Below are 14348 nucleotides of genomic sequence, written 5' to 3'. Positions count from 1 at the left end.
AAAATGAATTCAGTAAAATGGCAAATAATCCTACTGCTTCCTCCCAAATATATTGGGGAGGGGTTAACACTTGTTTACATTATCGGATATGTGGACATTTTGCTGGTCGTTTTTCGTCATTCTTCCTATCGTTGCCATCTTGCATCAGGTTGGCCATATTATGGTCGCGTGGATGTTTGGCGCAAAAGTTTCTTTTGCTCTTGGCAGAGGCAAAAAAGTATTGAAAATAGGCGTTGTTGAAATTAGACGTATCTATTTTCTAGATGCATTTTGCCATTATGAAGAAATGAGGAAAAATAACCGATTCTCGCACATTCTTGTCTACCTAGGTGGATCATTATGCAACCTGCTCAGTGTTCTCATCCTGAATACAATGATCGCCAATGATATCCTGCCAGAACATCAATTTTTCTATCAATTTGCTTACTTCTCTGTCTACTATGTATTTTTTGCACTGCTGCCAGTCCAGTATGCAGATCATCATCCGAGTGATGGGCAAGCGATTGTGAACATCATTCGGCACGGTGAACCATGTGACATTATTGACTAACAGATGGCTTCCGGCTGTCAATTTGATAATGAATCGTTAAAAAGGGAATACCGAATAGCTTCATTTGATGAACTGCTGTGAGACTTTTATCTGTCTCCGGCTTCATATGAAAGCTTTCTTCCATTGGCAGTTTCATGGTGATAAAAGGCGTATGCAAATACAATCCTTCGTCACCGGTACTGCCTTTTGGACATGCACTTTTTAAGAGCAAGTCTTCCTTTTCATTAAAAGGTTTTAAAATGGCGGTCATCTGAGAATATGGAAGCGGCAGCGCAATATTCATATAGCCCGCAGCTGAATCGTGATGATGAGCATAAAGTGCAAAAAAGACCTGCTCCCCTTTTTCGTTGTGACGAATCCACGCCCTGACATTCTTTCGCTCTTCTTTAGGATGTTGAAATGTTGTCAGACGTCCCTTCATTTCATAAGGGATACGAGATGTTCCTAAATAGAGCTGCCCTATTTTTTTAAACATGGGCTGAAGTAAAAAAACAAACGGCCTCACCCACCAATGAAAACAGACTGCTGCTTTTAAAGTAAATACCGTCGGATTTTCATAAAACCTTCGAATCACAGGTGATACCCTTTCAGCTGAAAACGTCGTTCCATTTAAATCATCAAGTGAATCGACTAAACCGAGCTTCTCGCGATCATGCATTCTTTCCTTTTGAAAAGAGATCATATGAAAACGGCCATGCACGCTTGATATCGGAAAGTCCTTCTGTTTCAATTGTTCCTTTGGCCCTTCGATCAGCCATCCAATCAGACCTGGTAAAATCACAAAAAAAGCATTAATACTACCATGAAACCAAATCATCTGATCAATACTGATATAGGTCACGCGCATGAGCATGCCGGCGGAATAAAGCAGAGATAGCACGATCGTCGCCATTAAGATGCAGCTAGAAAACACAACCAGCCTTTTTGCCACAGTCGATCGAAACCTTGTTTTCATACAAAGAATGCCGTACAAATAGAGTGCAATGACATATAGCATAACGCTGAACGTATCAAATAGACGGGAGAAGCTAATCCCAACAGCAATCATCACAGGCGACAGCAAAATCCCCCAGCCTGCCGCTTTGTATAAAGCTGTCTCTTTTTCTCTCTGTCTCCCTAATAATCCATAGAAAAGCGGGATAAAAAAAGCAGAGTAATGAAAATGAATAGCAGTCAAAAGCACAATGATTGGTGAAAAGGTCATTACCTGTATATCTGCTGTGTACAGCCAAAACCAAAGCCCGCCTAAAGCGAGATACATCCATGCACCATCGATCATCAATTCATGAAGCGGAAAGGTTCCCCTTTTCAGCAAACGAGTAAAGCCATATAACGCCAAGATGATCGTATACAAAAACCATCCCGATGCAAACAAAGCAGAATGATAGATAAATGCAGCTGTTGCACAAAGAGTAGCTAATGGAAAGGCTTTCATTAAAATACCGAGCAGTACTCCCGGCTTTCTCTCACTCTCTTCCTTCGCAAAAAAGGCTAACACTGCAGGAAGGAAAAACAGAATCGCTATCAGTACAAAAAACTCTGCTATCGGACCTGTCATCAAACGGGTGGCGTTAAAACAACACATGAAGAGAAGGCTTGATATCAAGTGCCATTTATTCATCATGAGACTCCACCCTTTCAGTAAATCGGCCTTTATATGTAAAAAGAGTGCCAAACAGTCGATTTTTCACATGCACATGAATGGTATACTCACCCGAGTGCTCCTCGTAGCCTTCTGTGACATCTGACACACCATAAAGCCATGAAGGCAGCGGCCACTCACGTCCTAACATCAACAACTTCTGCTGGCCGGATTGAATGTGAAGGAACCCATGCTTTGTTACTGTAAAATGAAGCTCTGACATAAGAAGTCTAGGCTTTCCAAAATAGTCTAGTACTTTATGACTCTTCTCATCAATGATCATATCTGCATCAAAGTGCCTTTCCTTCTTGGGGAAATAAAACGTACGGAACCAGTGCATGCCTTCCTCTCCCTTATTTGTGATAAAGGGTTTATTCACAATTCGGAAGGGAATGTTTTTTCCTCTCTCGGGGAAAAAACAGCGAAAGTGTGGACCAATTTTGAAGAAAAATCGAATGAGCCTCGTTCCGCCGCCTATTTCCTCCATAGTGCCTTCGGCGGTAAACGCACGGTTGTATCTCTCTTTTAATTTTGGATGAAGCTTATCGTAATCCTTTACTTGATGACGATGAACGACCATGTCTACCTCCCCTTTTCCGTTTGATCGAAAATACATCTATACAATCTTTTAAATTAATCATTCCTCCAATGGATAGGATCAAAAATGCACTCATCACAATCGGCTCATGAAGTGTCGATTGTGGGGATACAATCCCGATACAAAGCATCATCAGCAGAAACACGCTTTGAAGAATGAACAGATATTTCTTTGATACCTTAGGAATCAGCCACGATACGCCTATCAGGGCATAAAATAACCGAAGCCCTGTGCTATGATCAAAAGCAGAATGTGAAAATGGGATGACCGCTTGGCATAGCCAGACGATGGCAAACAGCAAACAAATTCCATAATGGGCAAGGGTTCTCTCCAGTAACAACCGAGGGTGCGTTCCCTTTTCAAGCCACGTCTTTAGTGCGCCAAAACTAAAGGCCGTCATAAACCCCATCATCGGGCGAAAAAGAAATCGATCTGCCCACGCCCACACTTTTCCTTCTTTCGTTTTGTAATCAAATTGAGTTTGAAACACAATATGATCGTTCGTTTTCACATATTTCCAATAGCCGCCGCCTTCTTTGATAAAAGACAACGGGTGTGACGATTTAAATTTCAGCGAGGATGCCCGTTCATTCCGTTCATCCATCATTCTAGTTCGATATGCTCCTGTCCCTGTGACACTTACACCAAAACCAAGATGCTTTTCATACAAAAAGGTTTGGGGCTGTTCATCTTGAGGTTCATTTAATGAAATGGTTGAAAAGCGCAAATCCCACTGTTCATGAAGCTTTGGATTTTGCGTATATTCCCATACTTTCTCTAAAGGTGCATGAATGGTTGTTTCCACATAAACAGGCTTTCTTTTCATCTGCCACTACTCCTCTATGTGAATTATTTCACATAATAAGCATACCATGTTTCACAAAACTGTCAAATCTTTATTCGTATTCTCTTTAAAAAAAATCAGCTAGACGTACGCTCCTTTATGATATCGATTTGCTATAAAAAAAGACCTGTCAAATAGACAGATCTTCTTTTTGCAATACTCCTGTGATATAGAGCCGAACTGCATAGCTCACACTTTCTTCAAGCTGTTCTTTTCGTTGAAATCCCTTTTTATTAGAAATATCACCGAAGCCGTGCAGTAAGCTTCTCAGTCCTCTGACGACATGCGTCATTTCCTCTTCCTTTACACCAAAGCGTGACATAATGGATTGGACAAACTGAACAAGGCGTTCTGCTGCAAGACGTACTTCTTTTTCGTTCATATGTGAAAAGGCAGCTTCATAAAGACCGGGGTGTTCTCGGACAAATTGCACATATTGTCTGGCAAAGGCTAAAACAGCTGCTTCTTTTTCAAGCCCCTCTGTGACTTGCATCCCTTCCTCACAAAGCATGGACAGCCCCCTTACTGCGAGTGCTGCCTGAATCTCATGAAGGCCGGATACGTGATTGTAAAGAGAAGGCGGTCTGATGTTCAGCCTTTTAGACAATGTAGCAATGGTCAAAGCTGAAAAGCCCTCTTCATTAACAAATGCTGCCGCTGTATCCATAATTTTTTCTTGTGTAATTCCCATTCTTGGAGACACGGTTTACTGCCCTCCTTTTTTTAGCTGGTGCTGCCTTTTACGGACGGCAGCTTGAAGCTTTTCATGAGGTTCAATCATAAGGTCACCATGTCCGGCAGCAAGACAGGATAAGCGCAGCGCTAGTAATTTTTCAGCGCTTTTTAGTGCGGTTTCTGCATCCCATGTGGCAAATGCCGGAAATGGAAAACTCCACCGAAACTCACCCGTTACCGATAGGCCCCCTTTTGTCACAAGTGCATCACCTGCAATGACAACTCCTGATCTTTCATCGTATAAAGAAATGCTGCCAGGTGTATGCCCTGGTGTTGCTATCACTTTCAGCGGTCCAATCTCATCTCCTTCTTCGACAAGCACATCTGGTTTTGTATGAATATTTTTCATAAAACTGCCTTTGATTTTTTGCTGGGGTTCACCAGGGAGCAAGGAAAAGTCACCTTCAAAAAGGCGGGCATCACGTTTTGATAAATAGACGACTGCCTCGGGAAAAGCCTTTTTCACCTCATCTAATGCACCGATATGATCCATATGGCTATGAGTGAGAATAATCTTATGAATTGGTTTGTTCTTTTTACGGGCAAATTCGATGATCGAGTTCGCCGCCATTTTTAAAGCAGCATCAATTAAAATGAGTCCTTCCTCTTCCTCAAATACATAGCAATTTACCGGAAATAATTGCGGCATCAATGTAAGCTGGTGCAGACGGTCAAAAGTTGTTAATCTCATGATTGCCCTCCTAAAACTAATGTCGTTAGTTTTATATTAACTAATGGTATTAGTTTTAGCAAACATTTTTTCATCCACCGCAATATAAATATCAATTTGCGCTTCTTTTGGATCAATAGATCTTTCATCATACCATTCAAAATCACCTGTATAAGTGCGATATTGTCGCTGATCCCATGTCCAAATCTTGTGCCACGCTTCAAGCACAACCTCTTCAATTGGTCCCTTTCTCGTTCGAAATCTTGCGTAGGTGGACGCAGGAATCTCTATGACATGATCTCGATGCTGCCTCGCGAACTGCCCAGCCGTGAATAAATACGAGCCATGTTCATCTTTTTCATAATCTGAATAAAGCCCTATGACTGGGGCTTGTCCCCCATGAAGCTGCTGTGCAAAAAATTCCTGCCAAAGCGGCGCAATCTTCCGCTCTTTTGTTTGCTCTATTTCGTTTGTAGTTCGAACAGACAACCCTTTGATCCATTGTTTTTCTAATGTCACGATATCGTACATACATTCTCATCTCCTTTTCTCCCATCATATAAAAAGAAACCTGACAACAGTGTGTCAAGTTTCTAATCGCTTCATAAATTGTTTTAATTGGAGATCAAACGCTTCCTTGATGTGCTGAGGTGAAAGAATGTCGACGTCCGGTCCTAAATGGAATAGGAAACTGTGCAGCCAATCATCTTGCGGCACGGTCAATGATGCCAAATAGGTTCCATCTGAACTGACGATCAATTCGTTCTCATCCACCCATTCCTTCACTTTGCCAACTGATGCTTCCGTTAACCTGAGCGTGAGTGTTGTGACTGAAGGTTCTTCATGCCAAGAGTCATTCCAAGGCTTCTCTTCATTTTTGATTCTTTTCGGCCTGAAATATGCTGAAATGGTGATGAGGTCTGTCATTCTTGTCAGCTTGAACAGACGAAAAGCTTTTTTCACACAACAGAACGCATACAAATACCAATGCCTTCCTTTTAAGACAAGCGTATAAGGCTCCACATTCCGTGGAAGTGTTTCACCTTTTGCATTGCGATAAGTGAACTGGATGAATTGATGTGCGGAGGCAGCTGTATGGAGCAGCTGAAGCTTCTTCTCTGCCTGGCTGTCTTTTCCCCATGAGCTTAAATCTATAAAGACATGATGCTGTTTCTCACTTTCATGAGTTTGTCGCGGAATAAGAGATTTGATTTTTTTCAGTACATATTCACTTTCTTTAAAGGAATATGCACTCGTCATGCTTTCAAGGGCTGTTAAAATAAGTTCAATGTCATCATCGGTAAATAATTTTTTCTCTAAACGATAGTCGTCAACAAGCGAAATGCCTCCGCCTGCTCCTTGTGTTGTCACAACAGGAATCCCGGCTTGATTAATGGTCTCAATATCGCGATAAATCGTCCTCACGCTCACTTCATGAAGTTCAGCAAGGTCTTTCGCTTGGACTTGCTTCTTGCTAATAAGCAGCATCACAATAGACAAAATACGATCGATTTTCATGCCTTTTCCTCTTTTTCATAAATGTAGGTTTTGATTTGATAAAAAAAGAAAGAATGGTAAAGATAAGGAACAGCCAGCATTCGTTTACATCCCTGCACATGCAGGAGGAGGTTGCATCATGACACATCACGTGTGGCAGTTATTCATAATTGGAGGCATTATGCTGATCTGCATCATCTTTCGAATGAATCGTATGAGACGCTATCAGCTTGTGCGCCCAATCAGTCTTTTGATGAGAATGTATGTATTTGGACTCACTGCCCTTATTCTCTTATTAGAAGGCTGGCAAAATCACAGCATTTTCATCTATGCCGCTATTGGTATGCTCTTTGGAAGCAGTCTGGCCGTTCATGCCTATGAGACGATCCGGATGAAAGAAGAAAATGGCCGTCTTTATGTGAAAACGAGTAAATGGATTGAAAGCTTCATTTTATGCTTATTTTTATCTAGACTTAGTTTTAAGTTGGGTGAGCTGACAAACCATTCGCTCACAAAGATTGGTATCGTTGAACTGTATCAGCATATTGTGAGTGATGATGCTATGACCATGCTCAGCTTTTTTCTGTTAGCTGCTTACTATGTCGTTTTTTCTTATCAAATGATGAAAGCAGGTAAACGATCAACACATATGCATCATGCGTAAAAACCTTCCTATATGAGTAGGAAGGTTTTTATTAGTCATGCTGCGCATGGTGAATCATTTGTTCAAGTACTTCCATCACATGCTGATCTTCAGGGCTGTAAAAAATCGATGTCCCTGCTCGTCTAGATTTCACGAGACGAAGGTTTTTTAAAAAACGCAGCTGATGAGAAACAGTTGATTGCATGAGATTCAGCGTTTCTGCGATATCATTGACCGAGTATTCACCTTGAGACAGCAGGTGCAGAATGCGAATACGAGTCGGATCAGATAAGGCTTTAAACGTTTGGGAGACAAGAAATAAACTTTCTTCATCCAGCTCCATCCGTTCCTGTTCTTGATTTGTATTCAGTTCTTCCTTCATTTCGCTTCACCTTTCTTGTTAGTCAAATCACGACTTATTCTATGTATCATCATATACTAAAACGTGCGGCGTGCAAAGCGGGCACACTTTAGAAAAAAGATTTATTCAAATAGCATTGACACTTGGTAGCATTCTTTTTAAAATGAGCATTATTTATTCATTTTTTTAGAGGAGCTGATAGGCAAATTGACTGAAGAGCCAAGACTAAAACGCAGCCTGACTGTCTTTCCACTTGTTGTGATCGGGCTTGCTTATATGGATCCACTTGTCGTATTTGATTCATACGGCATTGTTGCTCAGCTGACGAAAGGACACGTAGCTGCAGCTTATATATTTACGTTGCTGGCATTACTATTGACAGCGCTTAGCTATGGGAATATGGTGAAGGCTTTTCCAAAAGCAGGATCTGCTTATACATATGCGCAAAAAAGTATTCATCCTCATGTCGGCTTCCTTGTGGGCTGGACACTTTTACTGGATTATTTATTTCTGCCTATGGTGAATTTTGCGATCGGAAGTGCTTATTTAACCGCAGCCTTTCCTGATGTACCTCATTACATTTGGATCATCATACTTGCTATCGCCATAACGACTGTCAATGTAATCGGTATTCGGCTTACGGCCAACATAACGGCGCTATTTGTGACGTTTCAGGTCATTGTCGCCGTCACCTTTGTTGGGTTTGTTATATATGGGCTCACGCAAAACGCTGGCAGTGGAGAGTTATTGTCAGCCCGGCCTTTTTATTCAGCGAGCTTAGATCCAGCGCTTATTTTTTCAGGAGCGACGATTTTATGTTTCTCCTTTCTGGGATTTGATGCCATTTCGACGATGTCTGAGGAAACCATTAAACCCAAAAAGACGATTCCTCTTGCCATTTTCTTAACAGTTGCAATTGGAGGCGTATTGTTTACGTTGACGTCTTATTTTTTGCAGCAGGTGTTTCCAAATTTTCAGCAGTTTAAACATCCTGATGCAGCCTCACTTGAAATTGCAGAATTCGTGGGCGGCGCATTTCTCCACTCGTTCTTTTTAGCTGGCACAATGGTCGCTGTCATTTCTTCCTCCTTATCGTCACATGCGAGTGCAGCAAGGCTTTTATATGCAATGGGAAGAGATCAATCGTTACCGAAGCGATTCTTCGGGTATATTCATCCGAGATTAAAAACCCCTGTTTTTAATATTTTATTAATCGGGGCTTTCTCCTTAACCGCAGTCGTTGGCGAACTTGAAGTCATTTATTCCTTTATCAGCTTCGGCGCGTTAATTGGTTTTACCTTTGTGAATTTGTCTGTTTTTGCGTACTTTTTCGTCAGACAAAAACAAAGAAGTGTTCTGAATACATTGAGATATGCAGTGATCCCTCTATGCGGGACGGCGTTTTGTATTTGGCTGTTAACGAGCATCAGTACAAATGCATTAATCATTGGCATGATTTGGCTGATGATCGGTTTTATTTATTTCTGCTTCAGGCTGAAAACACGACCTGAATTTACGTTTGGATATGATTGATTATAAGGTTTTCACTTGGTATCCTGCGTAGGATATGGCATAATAAAAAGGCTGTACTTCCCTTTTAAAAGCGGGGCAAAACAGGGGTGAACTGACCTTGAAAAAGAAAAAAACAGGATGTTTTGCCATTTCAGGCTGTTTCACGATTTTTCTCTTTGTTTTCGTATTAGCAGCCATTGCCATCTCCTTTAATCAAAAGGAGTTAAAAAAGCTGCCGATTGATACGGAATCAATTGTTTTGTCGAGATTGGATGATTACAAACCGCTTGTAGAAACAGAGTTAAGAGATCAAGATTTAGATCAGTATACCGCGTTAATCCTCGGTATGATGTATCAAGAATCAAAAGGCAGAGGCGGAGATCCAATGCAGTCCTCTGAATCTCTTGGTTTGAAACGAAATGAAATCAATGACCCTCAGAAAAGCATTAGACAAGGAGTCCATCATTTTTCGACTATGTACAAGCATGGGAAGAAAAAAGGCGTTGATTTGGAAACCATTATTCAAAGCTATAACATGGGAATCGGCTATATTGATTTTGTTGCAAAAAACGGGGGAAAACATTCCGAGAAATTGGCAAAGCAATACTCCAAAAAGCAAGTGAAACGAAACCCCAAGGTCTATACGTGCGGCGGCAACAAAGATAACTTCCGCTATCCGTATTGCTACGGTGATTTCACTTACGCTGAAAAAGTAAAAGAAAAAACGAAAACAGTTGAAGAAAAGATGAAATTGGCTTCATCATCCACACCATCATCGTAAAAAAAGCACTTCCGTTAAGGAAGTGTTTTAGATTGTTGACAAAGGGCTAAAATGATCTTGATTTTAGCCCTTTGTCTTCTTTTCAGCGTGATAGAAAACCTTTGCATTCTAGGAAGGACGAGTACCGGAGCGGAGCGAATTTGACATTCGTGAGCACCGGCACGCAGACCTGACACCGAATGCGAGGGTTTGTCTACATGCTGAAGCACTTCCGTCAAGGAAGTGCTTTCCATTTTATCGCTGTTCTTTCCCAATTTCCGGCAGGATCGTTTTTGCTAAATGCTGATCCATTTCCTCATACTCATCATAATGAATCGTTTCATACAGCTCTTTTCTCGTTTGCATGTCCCCAAGTATCCCCTGCTGCGTTCCCTTTTCCATGATTTCTGTAAATAAACGCTCATACGCTTTTGCAGCGACTCTGAGTGATGACACAGGGTAAATGACCATTTGAAAGCCAAACATTGAAAATTCGTCTGCATGATAATAAGGCGTCTTGCCAAACTCCGTCATGTTTGCAAGGAGCGGCCCTTTAATATTGTTTGACGCATGCGTGAAGTCCTCTGCTGTGATGAGTGCCTCAGGAAAAATAGCGTCAGCTCCTGCTTCTACGTAAAGATTGGCCCGGCGGATGACATCCTCCATTCCATTTACGGACTTTGCATCAGTTCTCGCAATCACCAAAAGCGTTGGTGCCGCTTGTTTGATGGCTTTGATTTTTGCGACCATTTCTTCTACTGGTACAAGTGATTTCCCGTTTAAATGCCCGCATTTTTTCGGCATTTGCTGATCTTCAATTTGAACAGCTGCCACCTTGCTCTCAACCATTTCTTTTGCCGCCCTTGCTGCATTTAAAACACCGCCATAACCTGTGTCCATATCGACCAAAAGCGGAAGCTGGGAAGCTCGAATAATCTCCTTCGCTTTTTCAGCCATTTCTGTTGAATGGATCATGCCGAGGTCTGGCAGTCCTTTGCTGGCACAAAAAGCAGCACCTGATAAATAAAGCCCTTGAAAGCCCATTTTTTTTGCATAGAGCGCAGACATTCCATCGTGAACGCCTGGAATTTGAAATAAAGCTGATTTGTTCATTTGTTCTTTAAAGGCTGCGGCTAAATCAGCCTGACTTGTTTCTTCATTCACGATCCACACGCTAGCTCCCCCTTATATAACGAATAGGTCCATAAATGCTGGTACTGTTGTTGTTTTTAACTGATTTGGATTTTGGCAAAGTGATACAATTTGATCTACTTGTTTTTGTGGAAATCTTGTCTTCAAATGATAGACCCACTTCTTTTCAAGCAGCGGAATGCCTTCCTGTCTTCTTCTGCGATGACCAAGCGGGTATTCAATTTCAATTCGGTCTGTCATCGTCCCGTCTTTAAAGAAGATTTGTACACAGTTTGCAATTGATCTCTTTTTCGGATCTAAATAATCCTCTGTGTAACGTTTATCCTCTTTCACAACCATTTGATCACGCAGACGATCAATGGCTGGGTTTTGCGCCGTTTCTTCTTCATAATGGTCAGCTGTTAGCTCACCATAAATCAGTCCAATGGCTGTAATATACTGCAAGCAATGATCACGGTCTGCCGGATTATAAAGCGGCCCTTTCTTATCAATAATCCGAATCGCTGACTCATGTGTCGTAATCTCTACTCGGTCAATTTCATCTAAACGATCTTTTACAGCGTCATGCAGCATCACAGCCGCTTCTGCAGCAGTCTGCGCATGGAACTCAGCAGGATAAGCAATTTTGAAAAGAACATTTTCTATGACGTATGATCCAAGAGGCTGGGCGAGCGTAAGTGGTTTTCCTTTCATAAGAACATCTTCAAACCCCCACTTCTCTGCACTAAGCGGCGTTTGATAGCCCATTTCCCCTTTTCGTGTCATCATTGCCAGTCTCACTCCGCGGCTTGTTGCATCCCCTGCTGCCCATGATTTCCTAGATCCTGTGTTTGGGGCGTGGCGATATGTTCTAAGCGGGGAATTATCAACAAACGCTTGTGATAACACATGCTGGACTTCTTCCTTTGTTCCGCCAAGCATTGCACATACAACTGCACTTGTTGCCACTTTGACAAATAACACATGGTCCAATCCATTTCGATTCAGACAATTTTCTAAAGCGAGCACACCTTGAATTTCATGTGCCTTGACGATTGCATGCAGTACGTCATTCATCGTTAGCGGCTCTTCTCCGTTTGCAAGGCGAGTTCTGCTGATATAATCACTTACAGCTAATATTCCGCCTAAGTTATCTGACGGATGGCCCCACTCCTGTGCAAGCCATGTGTCATTATAATCTAACCAGCGAATCATACAGCCAATATCAAAAGCCGCTTGAACAGGATCTAGCACAAACGAAGTGCCGGGAACTCTTGCTCCGTTAGGTACGACTGTTCCAGGTACGATGGGACCAAGGTGCTTCGTACATTCTGGAAAATTGAGCGCAAGCATTCCGCAACCGAGCGTGTCTATGAGCACATAACGCGCGGTTTCAATGGCCTCTTTGCTCGTAATTTCTCCGTCTACTGCATAGGCAGCAATTTCTTCTAATAGCTGATCTGTTTGATTAGCGACTGCTGTTTTGTTCATATTCATTCCCCCGTTTTTCCATCATCATTTGAAACCTTTAATCCTCTTGGCCCTAAATACCGGACTCTCGGTCTAAAAATGCGATTATGCAAATGCTGTTCAATAACGTGGGCTGCTAATCCACTAGCCCTTGCAGCAAAGAAAATGGGTGTATAAAGTGAAATAGGAATTCCAAGCACGTAATAAATAGGAGCGGCGTAATAATCAAGATTCGGATAGAGGTTTTTCTGCTCTTTCATGTATGCCTCTCCTGCTACACACATGTCATATAGCGTTGTATCTCCTTTCGATTCAGTAAGCGCTTTCAATGAACGTTTTAAAAGAGCGGCGCGCGGATCCATTTTTCTCATGTATACTCTGTGGCCAAAACCCATCATTTTTTCTTTTGCGGCTAATTTTCGTTCAATGAGCGCAAGAAATCCTTCCGTTGTTTTTCCTTCAAGAAGCATGTGCATGACAGCTTCATTTGCTCCTCCGTGGAGGTCACCTTTTAATGAAGAGATCGCTCCAGTAAAAGCACCATACATGTCAGAATGCGTGGATGCAATGACTCTAGCTGCAAACGTTGAATTCGGCAGCTCATGTTCACTATATAATGTAAGTGTTTGGTCAAAAGCGGTGATTTCGTCTTGGGTCGGGGTGCGTCCAGTTAGCATGGATAAAAAGTTTTCAGTGTAGGATTTGGTCTGATCTGGAGAAATAGCGGCGTCTTTTGTGAGAATATGATAGCTTCCAGCAACAATGGCCGGCAGCTGGCCTAGTAATCGAACTGCACGCTTCACTTGGCACGCTTCTGATCGATCATGTAATGCATCATCGTACCCTGCAAGAGCAGATAAGCATGTTCTCATCGCATCCATAGGGTGAGTGGTTTTTGGCAGCTTCGTTAAAATGGTTTGAATGGTTGGATGTAAGTTCGTTTGTGAGGATATATCTTGCTGAAATTGGTGATATTCCATCGTATCTGGTAATCTTCCATAAATAAGCAGATAGGCTGTTTCTAAATATGTCTTGTTTTGTGCTAGCTCAATGAGGTCGTACCCGCGAATCACAATTTCCTCTTGCTCCACATCTAAGTATGATATGGACGTTTCGCTTGCCACAATGTCTTCAAGCCCCGGTTTATACTGCAATTGTTCAGTCATCATATAACCCCCGTTTCGTCCAATTGTTGATCTCCAAACGAGCAAACGGCCAGAAATGATGTGAATCTATAGATGGGAAGATACCGTGCAAGTCGGATATCCAATTTCCATTCTATCCAAAGCACTTCATCTTGTAAATAAAAGAACGTATGTCCAGTTGGACATACGTTAGCTGTAGTATGGAGAAATCATGATATAGACAATGACGCCAGTGAGACTAACATAGAGCCAAAGCGGCATCGTCCAGCGGGCAATTTTACGGTGACGCTCAACCTGCATCTGTGCGCCTCTAAATAGTGTAATCAATGCAAGCGGTACAATAATTGCTGAAAGCACAATATGTGTAATCAAAATAAAGAAGTAAATTGGACGGATGATCCCTTCTCCTCCGAAGTGTGTATCAGCTGCCATTGAATGATATGTCACATAGGAAATTAAAAAGACAAGTGTTGTTGAAAATGCAGCAAAGATAAATCGTCTATGTGCTTTAATGTTCTTTTGTTTAATCATAATGAGTGCTGAAAGTAAGAAGATAAACGTAAAGCTGTTCATCACGGCATTCAATAAAGGAAGAAATGTAATGTCCAGATGACTAAATTTATCTGTTTTTGGCATTAAAAATAATAAAGCGATTAATCCGTTTATGGCAATTGTTAAAATGACAACAATGCCGGTGAAATTTTTCGGTTTTTGATTCTGTTCGTTCATGTTTGAAAACCTCTCTTTATTAGTTCCGACTAAGAGTATGTTATTTAACTTTCTCTATAAA

At 41.7% G+C, this 14348-nt stretch carries 16 protein-coding genes; 4 read left to right on the top strand and 12 right to left on the bottom strand.

Annotation, left to right across the window (positions count from 1 at the left end; all coding sequences use genetic code 11):
• The first annotated feature begins 70 nt into the window (after positions 1–70).
• Positions 71–550: a hypothetical protein gene (locus tag C9414_RS09285; protein WP_039179231.1), complete on the top strand. Its 480-nt coding sequence runs from the start codon at positions 71–73 to the stop codon at positions 548–550.
• Here the strand turns inward: C9414_RS09285 and C9414_RS09280 are convergent.
• The 7 genes from C9414_RS09280 to C9414_RS09250 all read right to left on the bottom strand — a co-directional run bounded on the left by C9414_RS09280 (position 540) and on the right by C9414_RS09250 (position 6557).
• Positions 540–2171, bottom strand: a complete 1632-nt coding sequence (locus C9414_RS09280; RefSeq protein ID WP_107163507.1) for a YndJ family protein — start codon at positions 2169–2171, stop codon at positions 540–542. The two genes, C9414_RS09285 and C9414_RS09280, sit on opposite strands and share 11 nt — an antisense overlap.
• The gene (locus C9414_RS09275) at positions 2164–2772 is read right to left on the bottom strand and encodes a DUF4166 domain-containing protein (protein WP_107163476.1); all 609 of its coding nucleotides are present in this window, start codon (positions 2770–2772) and stop codon (positions 2164–2166) included. The genes C9414_RS09280 and C9414_RS09275 overlap by 8 nt, the downstream gene beginning before the upstream one ends.
• On the bottom strand, positions 2735–3616 hold the full coding sequence (locus C9414_RS09270; protein WP_107163475.1) for a hypothetical protein: 882 nt from the start codon (positions 3614–3616) through the stop codon (positions 2735–2737). Before C9414_RS09270 ends, C9414_RS09275 begins: the two co-directional genes overlap by 38 nt.
• Before the next feature lie 148 nt (positions 3617–3764).
• Complete coding sequence (locus C9414_RS09265) at positions 3765–4337, bottom strand: TetR/AcrR family transcriptional regulator (RefSeq protein ID WP_107163474.1); 573 nt, start codon at positions 4335–4337, stop codon at positions 3765–3767.
• Positions 4338–4340: 3 nt separating this feature from the next.
• Positions 4341–5060, bottom strand: a complete 720-nt coding sequence (locus C9414_RS09260) for an MBL fold metallo-hydrolase (RefSeq protein WP_107163473.1) — start codon at positions 5058–5060, stop codon at positions 4341–4343.
• 36 nt (positions 5061–5096) lie between these two features.
• On the bottom strand, positions 5097–5570 hold the full coding sequence (locus tag C9414_RS09255; RefSeq protein WP_107163472.1) for a GyrI-like domain-containing protein: 474 nt from the start codon (positions 5568–5570) through the stop codon (positions 5097–5099).
• Positions 5571–5624: 54 nt separating this feature from the next.
• Positions 5625–6557 carry a helix-turn-helix transcriptional regulator gene (locus tag C9414_RS09250; protein ID WP_107163471.1) on the bottom strand — a complete coding sequence of 311 codons (933 nt, stop codon included), beginning with the start codon at positions 6555–6557 and terminating at the stop codon, positions 5625–5627.
• 118 nt (positions 6558–6675) lie between these two features.
• On the opposite strand from C9414_RS09250, the gene C9414_RS09245 reads away from it, so the two are divergent.
• Positions 6676–7200, top strand: a complete 525-nt coding sequence (locus C9414_RS09245) for a CcdC protein domain-containing protein (RefSeq protein WP_107163470.1) — start codon at positions 6676–6678, stop codon at positions 7198–7200.
• A gap of 31 nt (positions 7201–7231) precedes the next feature.
• On the opposite strand, the gene czrA is transcribed toward C9414_RS09245, so the two are convergent.
• On the bottom strand, positions 7232–7561 hold the full coding sequence (gene czrA / locus C9414_RS09240) for a Zn(II)-responsive metalloregulatory transcriptional repressor CzrA (RefSeq protein WP_024422670.1): 330 nt from the start codon (positions 7559–7561) through the stop codon (positions 7232–7234).
• A 186-nt stretch (positions 7562–7747) separates the two neighbouring features.
• Between czrA and C9414_RS09235 the strand changes: the two genes are divergently transcribed.
• The gene (locus C9414_RS09235; protein WP_047202677.1) at positions 7748–9073 is read left to right on the top strand and encodes an APC family permease; all 1326 of its coding nucleotides are present in this window, start codon (positions 7748–7750) and stop codon (positions 9071–9073) included.
• A 97-nt stretch (positions 9074–9170) separates the two neighbouring features.
• Complete coding sequence (locus tag C9414_RS09230; RefSeq protein ID WP_047202678.1) at positions 9171–9833, top strand: lysozyme family protein; 663 nt, start codon at positions 9171–9173, stop codon at positions 9831–9833.
• Between the two features lie 234 nt (positions 9834–10067).
• On the opposite strand, the gene prpB is transcribed toward C9414_RS09230, so the two are convergent.
• The 4 genes from prpB to C9414_RS09210 all read right to left on the bottom strand — a co-directional run bounded on the left by prpB (position 10068) and on the right by C9414_RS09210 (position 14287).
• Complete coding sequence (prpB, locus tag C9414_RS09225) at positions 10068–10985, bottom strand: methylisocitrate lyase (protein WP_047203847.1); 918 nt, start codon at positions 10983–10985, stop codon at positions 10068–10070.
• 12 nt (positions 10986–10997) lie between these two features.
• Positions 10998–12434, bottom strand: a complete 1437-nt coding sequence (locus C9414_RS09220; protein WP_107163469.1) for a bifunctional 2-methylcitrate dehydratase/aconitate hydratase — start codon at positions 12432–12434, stop codon at positions 10998–11000.
• A 2-nt stretch (positions 12435–12436) separates the two neighbouring features.
• A complete protein-coding gene (mmgD, locus tag C9414_RS09215) occupies positions 12437–13579 on the bottom strand; it encodes a citrate synthase (RefSeq protein WP_107163468.1) in 1143 nt (380 codons plus the stop codon).
• A gap of 168 nt (positions 13580–13747) precedes the next feature.
• Positions 13748–14287, bottom strand: a complete 540-nt coding sequence (locus tag C9414_RS09210) for a DUF420 domain-containing protein (RefSeq protein ID WP_024422676.1) — start codon at positions 14285–14287, stop codon at positions 13748–13750.
• Positions 14288–14348: the final 61 nt, after the last annotated feature.

It is taken from the genome of Bacillus sp. Nf3 (assembly GCF_003028545.1).
Classification (GTDB): Bacteria; Bacillota; Bacilli; order Bacillales; family Bacillaceae; genus Bacillus; species Bacillus safensis.
Note: the sequence above shows the minus strand (reverse complement) of the source record. Positions and strands in the feature narration are given on the sequence as shown.

Bases quoted from the DNA above. Each gene is read 5' to 3' on its own strand.
- C9414_RS09280 (WP_107163507.1), bottom strand. From the start codon at position 2,171: ATGAATAAATGGCACTTGATATCAAGCCTTCTCTTCATGTGTTGTTTT.
- C9414_RS09275 (WP_107163476.1), bottom strand. From the start codon at position 2,772: ATGGTCGTTCATCGTCATCAAGTAAAGGATTACGATAAGCTTCATCCA.
- C9414_RS09270 (WP_107163475.1), bottom strand. From the start codon at position 3,616: ATGAAAAGAAAGCCTGTTTATGTGGAAACAACCATTCATGCACCTTTA.
- C9414_RS09260 (WP_107163473.1), bottom strand. From the start codon at position 5,060: ATGAGATTAACAACTTTTGACCGTCTGCACCAGCTTACATTGATGCCG.
- C9414_RS09255 (WP_107163472.1), bottom strand. From the start codon at position 5,570: ATGTACGATATCGTGACATTAGAAAAACAATGGATCAAAGGGTTGTCT.
- C9414_RS09250 (WP_107163471.1), bottom strand. From the start codon at position 6,557: ATGAAAATCGATCGTATTTTGTCTATTGTGATGCTGCTTATTAGCAAG.
- C9414_RS09245 (WP_107163470.1), top strand. From the start codon at position 6,676: ATGACACATCACGTGTGGCAGTTATTCATAATTGGAGGCATTATGCTG.
- czrA (WP_024422670.1), bottom strand. From the start codon at position 7,561: ATGAAGGAAGAACTGAATACAAATCAAGAACAGGAACGGATGGAGCTG.
- C9414_RS09220 (WP_107163469.1), bottom strand. From the start codon at position 12,434: ATGAACAAAACAGCAGTCGCTAATCAAACAGATCAGCTATTAGAAGAA.
- mmgD (WP_107163468.1), bottom strand. From the start codon at position 13,579: ATGACTGAACAATTGCAGTATAAACCGGGGCTTGAAGACATTGTGGCA.
- C9414_RS09210 (WP_024422676.1), bottom strand. From the start codon at position 14,287: ATGAACGAACAGAATCAAAAACCGAAAAATTTCACCGGCATTGTTGTC.